This is a genomic window from Celeribacter sp. SCSIO 80788 (assembly GCF_051054295.1).
Taxonomy (GTDB): Bacteria; Pseudomonadota; Alphaproteobacteria; order Rhodobacterales; family Rhodobacteraceae; genus Celeribacter.
Window position 1 is genome coordinate 3,300,581 of the sequence record NZ_CP150482.1, and the last position, 17,055, is coordinate 3,317,635.

General features: G+C 60.9%; 16 protein-coding genes. 13 read left to right on the top strand and 3 right to left on the bottom strand.

Annotation, left to right across the window (positions count from 1 at the left end):
- The first annotated feature begins 132 nt into the window (after positions 1-132).
- From pyk to pheT, 7 genes are all read left to right on the top strand, one after another.
- Positions 133-1,581: a pyruvate kinase gene (pyk, locus tag V1471_RS16650; protein WP_434290224.1), complete on the top strand. Its 1,449-nt coding sequence runs from the start codon at positions 133-135 to the stop codon at positions 1,579-1,581.
- An 18-nt stretch (positions 1,582-1,599) separates the two neighbouring features.
- A complete protein-coding gene (locus V1471_RS16655; protein ID WP_434290226.1) occupies positions 1,600-1,821 on the top strand; it encodes a hypothetical protein in 222 nt (73 codons plus the stop codon).
- A gap of 123 nt (positions 1,822-1,944) precedes the next feature.
- Positions 1,945-2,145, top strand: a complete 201-nt coding sequence (gene rpmI / locus V1471_RS16660; RefSeq protein ID WP_066702600.1) for a 50S ribosomal protein L35 — start codon at positions 1,945-1,947, stop codon at positions 2,143-2,145.
- A 16-nt stretch (positions 2,146-2,161) separates the two neighbouring features.
- A complete protein-coding gene (gene rplT / locus V1471_RS16665; RefSeq protein ID WP_066702601.1) occupies positions 2,162-2,524 on the top strand; it encodes a 50S ribosomal protein L20 in 363 nt (120 codons plus the stop codon).
- 117 nt (positions 2,525-2,641) lie between these two features.
- Complete coding sequence (pheS, locus tag V1471_RS16670; RefSeq protein WP_434290228.1) at positions 2,642-3,712, top strand: phenylalanine--tRNA ligase subunit alpha; 1,071 nt, start codon at positions 2,642-2,644, stop codon at positions 3,710-3,712.
- The gene (locus V1471_RS16675) at positions 3,712-4,083 is read left to right on the top strand and encodes a DUF2513 domain-containing protein (protein ID WP_434290230.1); all 372 of its coding nucleotides are present in this window, start codon (positions 3,712-3,714) and stop codon (positions 4,081-4,083) included. The genes pheS and V1471_RS16675 overlap by 1 nt, the downstream gene beginning before the upstream one ends.
- Entirely contained in the window at positions 4,080-6,473 is a 2,394-nt protein-coding gene (gene pheT, locus V1471_RS16680; protein ID WP_434290232.1) for a phenylalanine--tRNA ligase subunit beta, read from the top strand. The genes V1471_RS16675 and pheT overlap by 4 nt, the downstream gene beginning before the upstream one ends.
- 50 nt (positions 6,474-6,523) lie before the next feature.
- On the opposite strand, the gene V1471_RS16685 is transcribed toward pheT, so the two are convergent.
- From V1471_RS16685 to V1471_RS16695, 3 genes are all read right to left on the bottom strand, one after another.
- A complete protein-coding gene (locus tag V1471_RS16685; RefSeq protein ID WP_434290234.1) occupies positions 6,524-8,005 on the bottom strand; it encodes a glycosyltransferase family 39 protein in 1,482 nt (493 codons plus the stop codon).
- Positions 8,006-8,014: 9 nt separating this feature from the next.
- Positions 8,015-9,499, bottom strand: a complete 1,485-nt coding sequence (locus V1471_RS16690) for an ArnT family glycosyltransferase (protein ID WP_434290236.1) — start codon at positions 9,497-9,499, stop codon at positions 8,015-8,017.
- Positions 9,500-9,565: 66 nt separating this feature from the next.
- Complete coding sequence (locus V1471_RS16695; RefSeq protein ID WP_434290238.1) at positions 9,566-10,264, bottom strand: glutathione S-transferase N-terminal domain-containing protein; 699 nt, start codon at positions 10,262-10,264, stop codon at positions 9,566-9,568.
- Between the two features lie 150 nt (positions 10,265-10,414).
- On the opposite strand from V1471_RS16695, the gene mscL reads away from it, so the two are divergent.
- The 6 genes from mscL (at position 10,415) to V1471_RS16725 (ending at position 16,965) form a co-directional block, all read left to right on the top strand.
- Positions 10,415-10,843: a large conductance mechanosensitive channel protein MscL gene (gene mscL / locus V1471_RS16700; RefSeq protein ID WP_434290240.1), complete on the top strand. Its 429-nt coding sequence runs from the start codon at positions 10,415-10,417 to the stop codon at positions 10,841-10,843.
- Positions 10,844-11,033: 190 nt separating this feature from the next.
- Entirely contained in the window at positions 11,034-11,489 is a 456-nt protein-coding gene (locus V1471_RS16705) for an Lrp/AsnC family transcriptional regulator (protein WP_434290962.1), read from the top strand.
- Positions 11,490-11,576: 87 nt separating this feature from the next.
- Positions 11,577-12,533: a GAF domain-containing protein gene (locus tag V1471_RS16710; RefSeq protein WP_434290242.1), complete on the top strand. Its 957-nt coding sequence runs from the start codon at positions 11,577-11,579 to the stop codon at positions 12,531-12,533.
- A 148-nt stretch (positions 12,534-12,681) separates the two neighbouring features.
- Complete coding sequence (gene adh, locus V1471_RS16715; RefSeq protein ID WP_434290244.1) at positions 12,682-14,202, top strand: aldehyde dehydrogenase; 1,521 nt, start codon at positions 12,682-12,684, stop codon at positions 14,200-14,202.
- A gap of 151 nt (positions 14,203-14,353) precedes the next feature.
- Positions 14,354-14,722, top strand: coding sequence for a DUF779 domain-containing protein (locus V1471_RS16720; protein ID WP_434290246.1), 369 nt, complete (start codon positions 14,354-14,356; stop codon positions 14,720-14,722).
- 218 nt (positions 14,723-14,940) lie between these two features.
- Entirely contained in the window at positions 14,941-16,965 is a 2,025-nt protein-coding gene (locus V1471_RS16725; RefSeq protein ID WP_434290248.1) for a DEAD/DEAH box helicase, read from the top strand.
- Positions 16,966-17,055 lie beyond the last annotated feature (90 nt).

Consider the following 17,055-nt stretch of genomic DNA (forward strand, 5'->3'; position numbering starts at 1 on the left):
GTCACCTTTGCCTGTCAGAACCGCAATACGCGCTTTGTTCGGGCAGGGCCAGTTGTGCCGTCGCCTTCTTTGCGTCATAGAGAGGGTGGCCCACCGCGAAACTTTAAAAGACCGAAAGGACTTCAGGCCGTTATGAGACGCCTTCGGAATGTGAAAATCGTGGCCACTTTGGGCCCATCCTCCAATGATTACGACACCATCCGCGCGCTTTCCGAAGCGGGCGCCGATGTGTTTCGACTGAACATGAGCCATGGCGATCACGAGGAAATCCGTGCCCGCCACGCCATCATCCGCAAGATCGAAACCGATCTTGGCCGCCCCATCGCAATTCTCGCCGATTTGCAGGGGCCGAAGCTGCGGGTGGGGAAATTTGCCCATGGCGCGCACGATCTTGAGGAAGGGGACAAGTTCCGCCTCGATCTCGACGATGCGCCGGGCAATGGCGACCGGGTGCAACTGCCGCATCCGGAGATTTTCGCTGCGCTGAAACCGGGCGCGTCGCTTTTGGTCAATGACGGTAAAATCCGTCTCAAGGTCGAAGAGTGCGGCCCCGATTATGCCGATTGTGTCGTGACCGTGGGCGGTACGATTTCCAACCGCAAGGGTGTGAACGTGCCCGACGTGGTGCTGCCGCTCGCCGCGCTGTCGCCCAAGGACCGCAAGGATCTCGAATTCGTTTGCGAGCTTGGCGTCGACTGGGTCGCGCTGTCTTTCGTGCAGCGCCCTGAAGACATGCTGGAAGCCAAGGAATTGGTCAAAGGCCGCGCGTCGGTTTTGGCCAAGATCGAGAAACCTTCCGCAGTTGAAGCGTTCGAAAGCATTCTCGCCGTGTCCGACGGCATCATGGTGGCGCGCGGCGATTTGGGCGTCGAGCTTCCGGTGCAGGCCGTGCCGCCGATCCAGAAACGCCTGACGCGGCGCTGTCGTGCGGCGGCCAAACCGGTGATTGTGGCGACGCAGATGCTCGAAAGCATGATCGAAAGCCCGATGCCGACCCGCGCCGAAGTGTCCGACGTGGCGACCGCGATCTACGAGGGCGCCGATGCGATCATGTTGTCGGCCGAATCCGCGGCGGGCAATTACCCGGTTGAGGCGGTCACGACGATGAACAACGTCGCCATGTCGGTGGAAAACGATCCGGTCTACCGCGATGTGCTCGACGCCTCGCGGGCCGGGATCAAGAAACAGACGGTTGCGGACGCCATTGTGTCGGCGGCGCGCGAGATCGCCGAGACCACCGATGTGAAAGCCATCGTGTGTTACTCTGAGAGCGGCACGACCGCGGCGCTCACGGCCCGCGAACGTCCGCATGTGCCGATCATCGCCATGACGTCCCGGCGCAACACCGCGCGCAAGCTCTGTCTCTACTGGGGCATGCATTGCGTGATGACCGGTGAGGTCGAGCGCTTCAAGATGGCCGTGGTCAATGCGGCACGGGCTGCGCGGACGTCGGGCTTTGCGACCGAAGCCGATAAGATCGTCGTGGTTGCGGGCATTCCGTTCAACCATGCCGGTTCGACCAACATTCTGCGGGTCGCGCCCTGTGAAGAGCGGCTGATCTTCAACACCGACCCGGAATAACCGGGTCACGGGGCCGCGATGGATACCGATCTTTTCCTCGTGTTGGGATCGCTCCTCTGGTGTCTGGCTGTGCCGTCGGCAGCCAGCGCCTATTCCGAGGGCCGTCGCCCCCGTCTCGCAATCGCATTTGTCCTTCTGGGCGGGGTCATGGTCCTTCCGGCCATGATCCTGCATCCGGGAGGATATGCGTTTGCGGATGTGCCCAAGGCGTTTTTCCGGGTTCTCGGGCGAATTTTCTGAGAATCCGCACGCGCAAGGCTTGCAAACATAAGGGATCGGCTGTAATGGCAGCCGCTCATGGGACGCGTCCGGCGGTATGGCATGCCGAGTCGTGTTGAAAACCACCCCATAAAGGAGATGGAAATGCCTAAGATGAAGACGAAGTCGAGCGCGAAAAAGCGCTTCAAAATGACCGCCACTGGCAAGGTCAAAGCGGGTCAGGCCGGCAAACGCCACGGCATGATCAAACGCACCACCAAATTCATCCGTGACGCTCGTGGCACCACGACGCTCTCCGCGCCCGACGCGAAGATCGTCAAAGGCTACATGCCGTACAACCGCTAATCAGGAGTAGAGACACATGTCCCGCACCAAAGGTGGTACCGTTACCCACGCCCGTCACAAGAAAGTTCTGAAGGCCGCCAAAGGTTACTACGGCGCCCGTTCCCGGAACTTCCGCACCGCGACCCAGGCCGTCGACAAGGCGAACCAGTACGCGACCCGCGACCGTAAAGCCCGCAAGCGCAACTTCCGCGCTCTGTGGATCCAGCGCATCAACGCCGCCGTGCGTTCGCATGACGAAGCGCTGACCTACTCCAAATTCATCAACGGCCTGTCGCTGGCTGGCATCGAAGTGGACCGTAAGGTTCTCTCCGATCTCGCCATCAACGAGCCGGAAGCATTTGGTGCCATCGTCGAAAAGGCGAAGGCCGCGCTCGCGTAAGCTCCCCTGATAGGGAATTACAGTTTTAGAAGCCGCGGACCTCATGGGGTCTCGCGGCTTCTTGTCTTTTAGGTCTCCCGTGGTATCGAGGCGGGGACGCAAAACAGAGGGTTCGGGATGGACGATCTGAAGAACAAATACCTCACCGCGATCTTGCAGGCCGGTGACGAGGCGACGCTGGAAGACATCCGTCTGCAAGCGGTCGGCAAAAAGGGCGAAGTGGCGCTTGCCATGCGCGAGCTGGGCAAGATGAGCCCGGAAGAGCGTCAGGTCATGGGGCCGCAGCTCAACGCTTTGAAGGACGAGATCAACTCCGCTCTGGCCGCCAAAAAGGTCGCGCTGGAAGACGCCGCTTTGGATGCGCGTTTGGCCGAAGAATGGCTGGATGTGACGCTTCCGGGCCGTCAGCGTCCGCAAGGCACCATTCACCCGATCTCCCGCGTCTCCGAAGAGATTTACGCGATCTTCGCCGATCTCGGCTTTGCCGTGGCCGAAGGCCCGCAGATCGAAGACGATTTCCACAACTTCGATGCGCTCAACATCGCGCCGAACCACCCGGCACGCCAAGAGCATGACACCTTCTACATGCACCGCGCCGAGGGCGACGAGCGTGCGCCGAACGTGCTGCGGACCCACACCTCGCCGGTGCAAATCCGCTCGATGATCGCCCAAGGCGCGCCGATCCGCATCATCGCGCCGGGCCGTGTGTACCGTTCCGACTACGACCAGACCCACACGCCGATGTTCCACCAGGTCGAAGGCATGGCCATCGACAAGGACATCTCCATGGCGAACCTGAAATGGGTGCTCGAAGAGTTCTACACCGCGTTTTTCGGCACCAAGGTCAAAACCCGCTTCCGCGCCTCGCACTTCCCCTTCACGGAACCCTCCGCCGAGGTGGACGTGCAGTGCAAATGGGAAAACGGCACCGTGACCGTGGGCGAGGGCGACGACTGGCTCGAAGTCTTGGGCTCCGGCATGATGCACCCCAAAGTCCTGACCGCAGGCGGCATCGACCCGAAAGAGTGGCAAGGCTTTGCCTTCGGCATGGGGATCGACCGTCTGGCGATGCTGAAATACGGCATCCCGGATTTGCGGGCGTTCTTTGACTCTGACCTGCGCTGGCTGCGGCACTATGGGTTTAGCGCGCTTGGCACGCCGACGCTGGCGGGGGGGATTCACGGGTAATGGCAGCGCGTGACTTAAATCGCATACGCGAATTGCTAATCCATCTCGAAGCAATTGACGCTCCCGATGGCTGGGTTTGGTTGCGCGAAACAGATTTCCTGATCGAGAATGACGCATACCAATTGATTTTGATGGAGCAGGCCGGATTTTGCGAATTAAGTGCGAAAACTATGAATTCGCAATTGCCTGGTCTCATTCGAATATCTTTTTTGGGGCATGATTACCTCGATGCGATCCGAGACGAGGGCGTCTGGATAAAGACAAAGAAAGGGCTTGCCGCAGTTGGTGGTGGAACCCTTGAAATCGCAAAAGACATGGCAGTTGCATATATCAAGCAAGAAGCTGCCGAAAAACTGGGGATCACCCTATGAAATTCACACTCTCCTGGCTCAAAGAGCATCTGGAAACCGAGGCCTCCCTCGATGACATCCTTTACGCGCTGACCGATCTCGGGCTCGAGGTCGAAGGCGTCGAGAACCCGCGCGATAAGCTTAAGGGGTTCAAACTCGTCAAGGTCAAAGAGGCCGTGCAGCACCCTGACGCCGACAAGTTGCGGGTCTGTCAGGTCGAGACGGACGAGGGCATGACCCAGATCGTCTGTGGCGCGCCCAATGCCCGTGCGGGGATCACCGCCGTTCTGGCGAAACCCGGCATGTATATCCCCGGCCTCGACATTACGATTTCCGTCGGCAAAATCCGCGGCGTCGAGAGCCATGGCATGATGGCCTCCGAGCGCGAGTTGGAGCTGTCGGACGAGCACAACGGCATCATCGAGCTGGAAGACGGCGAGATCGGCATGGAGTTCGCCGACTGGCTGGCGAAACATCAGCCCGCCAAGGTCGATCCGGTGATCGAAATCGCGATTACGCCGAACCGCCCCGATGCCTTGGGTGTGCACGGCATCGCCCGCGATCTCGCGGCGCGGGGTCTCGGCACGTTGAAACCGCTCAAGGCGGAAACGGTCGAGGGCAAATTCCCGAACCCGATCTCGGTGGAGATCACCGAGGCCGCGAAAGACGGCTGTCATGTCTTTGCCGGGCGTCTGATCAAGGGCGTGAAAAACGGCCCCTCGCCGAAATGGTTGCAGGATCGCCTGACCGCCATCGGCCTGCGCCCGATTTCCATTTTGGTCGATGTCACCAACTTCTTCACCTACGACCGCAACCGCCCGCTGCACGTCTTTGACGCGGCGACGGTGAAAGACGGTCTGGTGATCGACCGCGCGAAAGGCGGCGAGGAGCTTTTGGCGCTTGATGAGAAGACCTACAAAATGCCCGAAGGCGCGATGTGCATCTTCTCTGGCGGCAAAGTGGAGTCCATCGGCGGCATCATGGGCGGCGAAGAGACCGGCTGTTCCGATGAGACCACGGATGTGTTTGTCGAAGCGGCGTTCTGGAACAATCTCGACATCGCCAAAGGTGGTCGTGCGCTTAAGATCAACTCGGACGCGCGCTATCGCAACGAACGCGGCATCGACCCGGCCTACAACATGCAGGCGCTGGACGATGCGACGGCGATGATCCTTGAACTGTGTGGTGGCGAGGCCTCTGAGGTTGTGATCGCAGGCGAGGTGCCGGACGTGTCCCGCGCCTATCACCTCGACACCGACCGGGTGCAGAGCCTTGTCGGCATGGACATCCCGGCGGAACGTCAGGTGGCCATTCTCGAGTCCTTGGGCTTCGTGATGGATGGCGAGATGGCGAGCGTGCCGAGCTGGCGTCCCGACGTTTTGGGCGAGGCCGATCTTGTCGAAGAGGTCGCCCGTGTGGAAAGCCTGACCCATCTCGAACCGAAGCCGATGAAACGCCCGACGGGTGTGGCGAAACAAATCCTGACGCCGATGCAGGTGCGCGAAAGTGCTGCGCGCCATCAGGCGGCGGGGCTTGGGTTCAATGAATGCGTGACCTACAGCTTTATCGACCAGAAATCGGCGGAGCTGTTCGGCGGGGGTTCGGACGCGGTGCGTCTGGAAAACCCGATCAGCTCCGAGATGAGCCACATGCGCCCGGACCTTTTGCCCGGCCTTTTGGCCGCGGCCACGCGCAATCAGGCGCGCGGTTTTGCGGACCTGAACCTGTTCGAATGCGGGCCGGCGTTCTTCGGCGGTGAACCGGGCGAGCAGCGTGCGCAAATCTCCGGTCTGCGGGTCGGTGCGACGGGGCCGAAAGACGTGCATGGCGAACGCCGCAGCTACGATCTTTATGACGCGAAAGCCGATGCGGAGGTCGTTTTGGCCGCCATCGGTGCGCCTGCCAAAGCGCAAATCCTGCGCGATACCTCGCCGTGGTTCCATCCGGGTCGTTCGGGCAAAATCTGTCTTGGGCCGAGAAAGGTTCTGGCCGAGTTCGGTGAGTTGCACCCGAAGGTTTTGAAAGCGCTTGGCGTGAAGGGCACCGCCGTGGCCTTTACCGTTTACCTCGAAGAGGCGCCGATGCCGAAAGGGGCCAAGATCGCCCGTGCTGCGTTCTTCACCAACGATCTGCAAGCCGTCGAGCGCGACTTTGCCTTTGTCGTCGACAAGGACGTGCGGTCGCTCGATGTGGTGAATGCCGCGGGTGGGGCCGACAAGGCGCTGATCGAAGATGTGCGCGTCTTTGACGAGTTCATCGGTGGTAGCCTCGGCGAGGGCAAGAAGTCGCTCGCGATCACCGTGCGCATTCAGCCGGTCGAGGGCACGTTGAAAGAGAAGGACCTTGAGGAGCTGTCGCAAAAGATCATCGCCAAGGTCGAAAAAGCCACGGGCGCAACGCTTCGCGGCTAAGCTCAAATGCTATGTCAAATTGAGAAACGGCGCCGATTTGGCGCCGTTTTTTATTGGTCATTTTGCAACGGGATGATCACATAGGGCACGTCGCGGGTTTTCACGTCTTCGAAGCGATAGGGGAGCGTGGCGACGCTCAGAGGGCCGGGCTCTGACACGGCTGGGATCAATCCGTGGGTTGTAAGCTTGGCCATGATCCTGTCCGGATCGGTGATGCCGATGACGACGATCCGCTCAAGATCGTCTGGGATCGTGCCGCCGGGATGCGAGGGCAGGGCGGCCCAGGACGGGCGCAGATATTTGAGATTGCCCGGATAGTAGAAGTTGAAACTGACGACGGCGGGCGGCGTGGCCCCTTCGGGCAGGTCCTGCTCGATGGCTTCGGCGAGGCTCTCAATGTCAAGCGAGTCGCTGCCCGCACCGCGCAGTCGGGTGTCTGCGATGGCGATGATGATCAAGAATACGAGCAGGGCGCAAAAGCGGAAGAAATTGCGCAGCAGGCGGGGCGTGAGTGTCGGCGCGACCCAGAGCATGAGCCCGAATGCCAGAGGGATCAGCAGAGGGATGAGCCAGCGGGCCTGCACATCTGTGACGCCGAAGCCGACGACGGGAAGGGCAATGACGACAAGCCCCAAAGCACCGGAAGCGAGCATCCAGTGCGACAGGGTCGGCGGCCGACCGAGTGCGAGGAGGCGGCGGCCATAAGGCAGGCGCAGAGCGACAAGCGTGAGCAGCAGGAGGGCGAGCCCGGCCAGCGTCTCCGCGAGCATGGTCGTGAGCCCAAGAAGCGGTGCAGGCAGCCCCTCGAAGGTGGGCGGATGATAGAGCGTATCACTGGCGGCCGTGGTCATGCCGAGATGGGTCATGGCCCATCCCATCGGCAGGGCCAGAAGCGCGACAGCGACGAGCAGCGTGAGCCAGAGATCGCGACGCCACAGCGCCTGACGGATTTCGGGAAACCAACCCGCAGTAAGCAAAAGGGGCAGCGGGAACAGCCAGAAATTGTATTTTGTGATCCCGCCAAGCCCGAGGGCCACGCCCAGGAGGAGCGCATGGGACAGGCGATGGTCGCCGTTTTTTGCTGCGGCAATACGTCGGGCCATGACATTCAGCGTCGCGCCAATGAGCGCCAGCATGGCGATGCTGTGCGAACCCGCGCGCTGACCCTCCCAGGAGACGTTGGGCAAAAGCAAAAGCGCCAGCGTCACTGCGATGGCGATACGTACCGGCAGAAGGCGGCGAAACCCGTCGAAGCTCAGCGCATAGGTCAGGAACAGCAGGATATTCTTGGGCAGGGCGATGGCGAATGTGGTGGTGCCGAAAAGGTCGAAGGTGAGCGCCTGAAGCCAATTGTAAAGCGGGGTCTGCGGCCCGTAGCCGAGGCGATAGTCCTGCGCGAGCACGAACATCTCCGCCTCGTCGAATTCGAACGTGCCGCCCAACACAGTACGCAGCACGGTTTGCACGGTGAAATAGCCGAACAGCAGAAGAAAAGAGATCTTCGACAGTTTGGTGTCTTCGGATGTCTGCATTGGTTTTCCTTATCGTGCCGTGCCGTGGAGCAGGCGGAGCGGCAGCGTTTTTTCACCATGGTGGAACGGCAGCGCGATCTGCTGTTCTGCGCCATAGTCCGCCTCGGTCGCATAGGGCCAACCGACCCGTGCGGCAAGCTGCGACAGGCCTTGCTCTGCTCGCATGTTGCGGCTCAGAAGCAGGAGTTGAGTGGCCTGTTCCATGCGTGCTCCTGCCGGTAGATCGGAGAGAATGCGCCAATCCGGGTGGATGCGGGCCAGATTGCCGCCGACATAGAAGTCCGCGACGATCAGCGTGTCCTCCGGCAGGTTCATGTCCTCAATCATCTGAACGAGAGGCATGAAATCGAGATCGCGCCGGGCGCCGTCCTTGTAGCGATCGAGAGACAACCCGGCAAAGACCAGAACGGCCAGAAGCGCGAGGGTGCCGAGATAACCAAGGGTTGCCGCGCGGGAGAGGCGCGCCGAAAGGCGCAGGTACAGCGCAATCACCAGCGGAAGAACGATGGGCAGGAGCCAGCGCGGGGTGATATGACCGACATCCGCGATCCAGACGAGGATCAGCCCGGCGAGGGCAAGAACCATGCCGGTTCTCTGGAACAGGGATACGGACCAATGTACGGAGGTCTCGGCGGTCTGGCGACGCGACAGGACCCACAACACCGCCGCAACGAGCGTGGGCAGGATCAGAAGCACCACGAGGCCCTGAAGATAGAGCGATAACCCTTCAGGAATGAGCCGAGCGGCTTCTTCGGAAAGCTCCATCTTGCCGACCGAGGACAGAGCCAGATCAGGGTTGGCGTGCATCCAGAGATAGGGTCCGGCCACGATGGCGACCGCGATCACCGGGGCAATGAGCGCGCGCAGGGACAGCAGGCGCTGCCGGGCCTCGGGGATGGTCAATGCCGCAAGCACAAGTCCCGCAGGAATGGCCCAGAAATTGTATTTCGCAATGCCGCCGAGCCCCATGGCCAGCCCGAACAACGCCCAGTGCCGCCATTGTCCTGTGCGGAGCGACCAGAGGAACCCGGCGATGGTCGCCGAGATTGTGGCCAAAAGCATGTTGGAATGTGTCGTCGCGCGCTCCGCTTCCCAAGCGATGTCGGGAATAAGGAACAGCGACAGCGTGCTCAGGGCTGCGATGCGGGCAGGCACAAAGGCGCGCAAGCCGACAAAGAGCAGCGCATAGGTGGCCCAGAGCAGCAGATTCTTGAGCAGGGAAAGCGCGAAAAGCGTCTCGCCAAAGACCGCGAACAACCCGGTCTGTAACCAGTTGTACAGCGGCAATTGCGGCCCATAGCCCCAGCGCAGCCCGGGCGTCATCAACAGCATTTCCGCCTCATCCGTCTCCAGTGCGCCGCCGAGGATCAGCCGCAGGGCGATCTGCGCCACGAAATAGAGCGTGAGGATCAGGAAAAACAGTCGCGTGGTCCGGGGATCAGCCAAATCTTCGGCCAGTGCGCCGGTCGTGCCGTCAGGGGATAGATGGGTCATGGGGTGTGCACTCGCGTCGTAACTCTGCGCACACCCTAACTTTTGTCCGGGGAAGGGTCTATCGCCTTACGCCGGGCGCGCGGGGATGTTTTTCGCGCGATCCACCGCGGGGCGGGCATAGAAGCGCTCGAAATAGGCCGGGACGTTTTTCAGATCGTGATAGCCCAGCACTTCTTTGGCCCCATAGAACTCAAGGGAATTGAGCCATGGCGCGATGGCCATATCGGCGATGGAATAGTCGTCCATGATCCAGTCGCGGCCCTCGAGGCGCTGTTCCAGCACGTTCAGGAGGCGTTTGCTTTCGTTGATATACCGGTCGCGCGCGGTCGGATCTTCCATCGCGGCACCTGCGAATTTGTAGAAAAAGCCAAGCTGTCCGAACATCGGCCCGACGCCACCCATCTGGAACATCAGCCACTGGATCGTCTCATACCGTGTTTTCGGGTCTGTCGAGAGGAATTTTCCGGTCTTCTCGGCGAGATAGATCAGGATCGCGCCGCTCTCAAACAGTGCGATCTGTTCTCCGCCCGGCCCGTTCGGGTCGATGATCGCCGGGATCTTGTTGTTCGGGTTGAGCGCCAGAAACTCGGGGCTTTTCACATCCGCATCGGCGAGCGTCACCAGATGTGCCTCATAGTCGATGCCCATTTCCTCAAGCGCAGCAGAGACCTTGACCCCGTTCGGGGTCGGAAAGGAATAAAGCTGAAGCTTTTCGGGATGTTGGGCGGGCCAGCGGGCGGTGATCGGGTGATTGAGGAGGGCCATCGGTGTTCCATCATGCGTTTGAATTTCCCTATAACCTATGATGTCCGGCCCGGAAAAAAACCATTTCGCATGTGCGGCATTGTGCTATGCAATGTGCAGAGCCGCGCCCAACGGGGGCGGCGTTGCGTGGGACAGAAGTGGAACTCTGAAATGCTTAAAGAATTCAAGGCGTTTATCGCCAAGGGCAATGTCATGGACATGGCCGTCGGGATCATCGTTGGCGCGGCCTTTACCGCCATCGTCAAATCCATGGTCGACGATCTGATCAACCCGATCATCGGCATTTTCACCGGCGGGCTGGATTTCACCAACCGCTATTTCGTCATCTCTGGCGAGGTTGCGTCTGGCACCTCTCTTGAGGCCGCACGCGAGGCCGGGGCGTCGATCTTTGCCTATGGTTCCTTCATCATGGCCGTGATCAACTTCCTGATCATCGCGGCTGTGGTATTCCTCCTTGTGAAATTCGTGAACAAAGTGAAGGACTCGGCGGTCAAGGCCGAAGAAGCGGCACCTGAGGCCCCGGCAGGCCCCTCCGAACTCGATGTACTGCTCGAAATCCGCGACTCTCTGAAGAAGTAAGATCAGCGATACGACACAGGAAAGGCCCGCAACCGTAAGGTGCGGGCCTTTTTGCGGTGTGTTGCACCGCGGGGGACACATATCCATCATACGGCCCGCATCGCGCTTTCCGACGCTCTTGTCCTGAGAAAATAATCGTGGGAGATTGTTTCGCTCAAGGCCCCATCGGTCAGGAGAAAAAAGCGCAATGATCAAGCTTGATGATACAGATCGGCGAATTTTGCGAATTCTGCAACGACGCGGGCGGATTTCCAACGCCGATCTGGCACAGGAGGCCAATGTGTCGAGTTCGGCCTGTCACCGGAGGGTGCAGCGGCTGGAGGCCGAAGGGATCATCCGCGATTATGTGGCGCTTCTCGACCCGCGTCATCTCGACCGCCGGGCGACCGTGTTTGTCGAAGTGACCCTGACCAGTCAGGCAGATGACATTCTGGCCGCCTTCGAGAAAGCCGTGCGCAACATGCCGGATGTGCTCGAATGTCACCTCATGGCGGGCAAGGCGGATTACATCCTCAAGGTGGTGGCCGCCGACACCGATCATTTCGCCGAGGTCCATCGTCAGCTTGTCCGCCTGCCCGGGGTTCAGACGATGCAATCCTCCTTTGCCATGCGTACCGTGTTCAAAACGACGGCTCTCCCGGTCTGAGAATGCAGTCGCAGGATCACGATTTGGCGAAATCGGCTGCCCTATGGTAAGCCTGTCGGACGCCGCGTTTGGGAGGAGGCGGCCAAGATGCGCACAAACCATGCAGAACACATCATTTCCACCGTCGAATCGGGCTCTGTCGGCACGCGTCTGACGGCCAGTTGGCGGCGGTCTTTGCAAAAACACGGGCTCGATCCGAGCCGCGATCCGGGGCCGCGGCGGTTTTCCGATGCGGAGATTGCCGAACGCCGCGCCCGGCTCGAAGGCTTTATGGGCCTCGCGGCGCCCAAGCTCGATCAGTTGTTTCAGATGGTCGGCAATACCGGCTGTTCCGTTTTGATGACGGATCGCGACGGGGTTGTGCTCGACCAGCGCTCGAAAGACGCCGATGCGGATATTTTCAAAGCCTGGGGGCTTTGGACCGGGGCGGATTGGTCGGAGGAGGCCGAGGGCACCAATGGCATCGGCACCTGCATCACCGAGGCGCGTGCGCTGACGATCCATCGCGACGAACATTTCCTGAGCCGCAACACCGTGATGTCCTGTATGGATGCACCGATTTTCGGGCCGGATGGCGAATTGATCGCGGCGCTCGACGTATCGTCCTGCCGTGCCGATCAGACCGAAGCCTATGCGCGCCTGATCGCAGGTGTCGTGGCGCAGACCGCGAAGCAGATCGAAACCGAAGCCTTCCGCGCGGCCTTTCCGAAAGCCCGGATCATCGCGGCGCCCGAGGAGCGCCCGGAAGGCGCCGTGCTTTTGGCGGTCGATCAGGACGATCTGATCATCGGTGCAACCCGTGCGGCCCGGCGCGCCTATGGGCTGGGCTTCGGAAGCCAGATCGCACCACGCCCGGCCTCGGATATTCTCGGCCGCGACGATTCTGCCTCCGCTCTGGAGCGGGCCGAGCGGGCGGCGCTCAAGCGCGCGATTGCGCGGGCGGGGGGGAATCTCTCTGCGGCGGCGCGCGAGCTTGGGATCGGTCGTGCAACGCTCTATCGGCGGATGAATAGGCTCGGTCTCAACGATACGGGTGCAAACTGACCGGAACCTGTCTCAACCTGTCTCAGAGGTGAGACATTGCCGCGCTGCGGCGTCGGTTTCCGGGGATTGCGCCGCCCTTATGTGAGCGTTCACATTTCCTCCTATAGCGTGACGTGGAGGACGTCATGCAACAACGAGGAGGAACTCAATGAACGTTCAGGCCGAGGCAAGCGCACACTACGCTTCCCCTTTCAAAACCCGCTATGACAACTTCATCGGCGGCAAGTTCACCCCGCCTGTGAACGGCAAATATTTCGACAACACGACCCCGATCACCGGTGAAAAGGTCTGTGAAGTCGCCCGCTCCGATGCTGCCGATATCGAACTGGCGCTTGATGCCGCGCACGCTGCCCGCGAAGCCTGGGGCAAGACCTCTGCGGGTGAGCGCTCCAACATCCTGTTGAAAATCGCCGACCGCATCGAGGAGCACCTCGAACATATCGCGACCGCCGAGACCTGGGACAACGGCAAGCCGATCCGCGAAACCATGGCCGCAGACATTCCGCTTTCGGTCGACCATTTCCGTTACTTCGCCGGTGTTCTGCGCAGCCAAGAAGGCACCATGTCCGAGATCGACCACGACACCGTGGCCTATCACTTCCATGAGCCTCTGGGCGTTGTCGGCCAGATCATTCCGTGGAACTTCTCCATCCTGATGGCTGCCTGGAAACTGGCGCCGGCTCTGGCTGCGGGCAACTGTATCGTGCTGAAACCGGCGGAACAGACCCCGGCTGCGATCATGGTTCTGATCGAGCATATCGCCGATCTGCTTCCGCCGGGTGTTCTGAACATCGTGAACGGCTATGGTGCCGAAGTGGGTGCGCCGCTGGCACGTTCGCCGCGCATCGCGAAGATCGCCTTCACCGGCTCCACCGCGACCGGTCGGATGATCATGCAATACGCCACCGAGAACCTGATCCCGGTGACGCTCGAGCTCGGCGGGAAATCCCCGAACATCTTCTTCTCCGACGTGATGGCCGAAGATGACGCCTATCTCGACAAGGCGGTCGAGGGCTTCGTGCTCTTTGCCTTCAACCAGGGCGAGGTCTGCACCTGCCCGTCGCGCGCGCTCATTCAGGAAGACATCTACGACGAATTCATTGAGCGCTGTATCGCCCGTGTGAAAGCGATCAAACAAGGCGACCCGCGCGACATCAACACCATGGTGGGCGCTCAGGCCAGTTCCGAGCAGCAGGAGAAAATCCTGTCCTATCTGACCATCGGTCGCGAAGAAGGTGCCGAAGTTCTGGTCGGTGGCGATGCCGCACGGTTCAACGGCGATCTGGCGGGTGGTTATTACATCCAGCCGACGATCCTGAAAGGCCACAACAAGATGCGCGTCTTCCAGGAAGAAATCTTTGGCCCGGTTGTCTCCGTGACGACCTTCAAAGACGAAGAAGAAGCGCTCCATATCGCCAACGACACGATGTATGGCCTCGGTGCCGGTGTCTGGACCCGTGACGGGACCCGCGCCTACCGCTTTGGCCGCAACATCGAAGCGGGCCGCGTTTGGGTCAACAACTATCACGCCTACCCGGCCCATGCGGCCTTCGGTGGCTACAAACAGTCCGGCATCGGGCGCGAGACCCACAAAATGATGCTCGATCACTACCAGCAGACGAAAAACATGCTCGTCTCCTACAACCCGAATAAGCTCGGTTTCTTCTGAGCTTACCCCCTGCGGGGCGCGTGATCTCCTCCCCCTATAGGGCCACGCCCCGCAACCTTCCGATCGAAAGCCGGAAGTCAAACGCCCCGCCTCTGCGTCGTAGCTTATGGCGGGGCGTTTGCATTGCATGACACCAAAAGGAGGTTTTCCCATGCCCGTAGGCCGCGTGATTGCCACAGAAGCCGCCGTTGATCTTTTGGCCGAAATCACGGACGAACATGGTCCGGTCGTCTTCGTGCAATCCGGCGGCTGTTGCGATGGCTCCTCCCCGATGTGCTACCGCAAAGGCGATTACCTGATCGGTATGCGCGACGTGAAACTTGGCGAGGTCGAGGGGGCAGAGGTCTGGATTTCCGCCGCACTCTTCGAAATCTGGAAACACAGCCAGATGATCCTCGATGTGGGCCCCGGCCATGGCGCGGGATTTTCGCTCGATACCGGACGGGGCCGGTGTTTCCTGTCGAAAGCGCGGGTGTTCACCGATGCGGAATGGGCAGAGCTCGCAGCTGCCGAGGCTTGACGCCTCCCTTCCGCGTCCCTTCCACCTGCGTTAACCTTAATCTGATTAACCTTAACGTCTGTTTAGCCCCCTCAGATGTCTCCTTTGCTGTAAAAATACTCAAAAGCGACCGAAACTGCAGGGGCTGAGCGTCTACCCCCTGTAGACTCCGGCGAACAAACCCGTTAAAGAACGCTATCTTGCGCCCGCGTTTGGGCGCCCATACGGATTTTCCCCTGATGCTGACGCCTCTCTCCGAAGCCCTCGCCGAGCGCGGGTTCGACACCCTGACCGACGTGCAAACCGCCGTCACCGCCCCCGAACTTGCGGAGGCGGATCTTTTGGTGTCGGCCCAGACGGGCTCGGGCAAAACTGTTGGCTTTGGCCTTGCCATCGCCTCGACTCTTCTCGGAGAGGCAGAGCGTTTCGATCACGCCGGAAGCCCGCTTGCCCTCGTCGTCGCGCCCACCCGCGAACTTGCCATGCAGGTCGCGCGCGAACTGGGCTGGCTCTATGCCAAAACCGGTGCGCGTATTTCGACCTGTATTGGCGGCATGGATGCCCGCGATGAGCGGCGCAGCCTTGAGCGCGGCGCGCATATCGTCGTCGGTACGCCGGGCCGTCTGCGCGATCACATCACGCGCGGCGCGCTGGACCTGTCGGACATTCGCGCCATCGTGCTCGACGAGGCCGACGAGATGCTCGATCTCGGGTTTCGCGAAGATCTGGAATTCATGTTGGGCGAAGCGCCGGAAACCCGTCGCACGCTGTTGTTCTCGGCCACGGTGTCTAAATCCATCGCCGAAATTGCCAAGACATATCAACGCGATGCCATTCGCGTCACCACGATCAGCGAACGCGAGCAGCACAGCGACATCACCTATCAGGTGATCCAATGCGCGCCGCGCGATGCCGAACACGCGATCATCAACCTGCTGCGTTATCACGACAGCCAGACCTCGATCGTCTTTGCCAACACCCGGGCTGCAGTCGCGCGTCTGACCGCGCGGTTCGCCAACCGGGGTTTTGCTGTGGTGAGCCTGTCGGGCGAGCTGTCGCAGGACGAGCGCAGCCATGCGTTGCAGGCGCTTCGCGATGGCCGTGCGCGTGTCTGTGTTGCCACCGATGTGGCGGCGCGCGGTATCGATCTGCCCAATCTGGAACTGGTGATCCATGCGGATTTGCCAACGAATACAGAAGGTTTGCTGCACCGTTCGGGCCGCACCGGGCGGGCCGGGCGCAAAGGGATTTCGGCGCTGATCGCCCCGGATAACGTGTCGAAAAAAGCCGCGCGTCTGCTGAAATGGGCCAAGATCGAAGCGGAATGGACCCATGCGCCGACCGCCGAGGAAATCCTCGCGCTCGACGAAAGCCGGTTGATGGAAGATGCGGCCTGGGAAAAAGAACTTTCCGCAGAAGATCAGGCCTTTGCCGCGAAGCTGCTTGAGAAATTCAGCCCGGAACAGGTGGCGACCGCCTGTCTGCGTCTGTATCGCGCGGGTCTCTCGGCCCCCGAAGAGTTGAACGTCCATACGGCGCAGCGCCCGCAGGATGCGCGCGCGGCTTTCGGGCCGTCGAAATGGGTGTCCCTGTCGGTCGGGCGGGATGGCAATGCGGAGCCGCGCTGGTTGTTGCCGCTGTTGTGCCGGGCCGGAAATCTTGAGAAAACTCAAATCGGTAAGATCCGCATGCAAGACACGGAGACCTTCGTGGAATTGCAGGAAGCGGCGCTTTCGGGGTTCCTTGATCGGCTCGGGGCGGGCAATGTGCTTGAGGACGGGATCACCGTCACCGCGCTTGCGGGCGAGCCCGAAACTCAGGGCGGGCGGCGCAGCCCCGCCGGGCGGCCGCAAAAAGCGTTTCCGTCCAAGGGTAAACCGCGTTTCGAGAAGCCGCGCGGCAATACCTCCGCTGGAGATTATCTGAGCGAAACCGCGCCGCAAGAGCGCCCGCGTTCGGAGAAACCGAAGTTCGAGCGGCCTGTGCGCAAGGAACGCGACGACGCGGTGCATGCGCCTGCGAAGCCGAAGAAACCGCACCGCAAGGGCGGCAGTTTTGCTGCGGAAAACGCCGGGGATAAGCCGTCGGCAAAACGTCGGACAAACGTCGGACATGCGTCGGGCAAACCCATGGGCAAACCGGGCGGCAAACCGACAGGTAAACCGGGCGCAAAACCGGAGGGGAAATTCAAACGCCCCGGCGGTCCGAAGCCATTCCGCAAAGGCGCGAAAGGTGGCGACGCCACGCCGCGCCGCAAGGGCTGAGGCACAGCCGGACTTGAAGACAAAAACAAACCCCCGGAGCGAGAGCTGCCGGGGGTTGTATTTTTATCTGTCCCCGAAAGGACCGTTCGA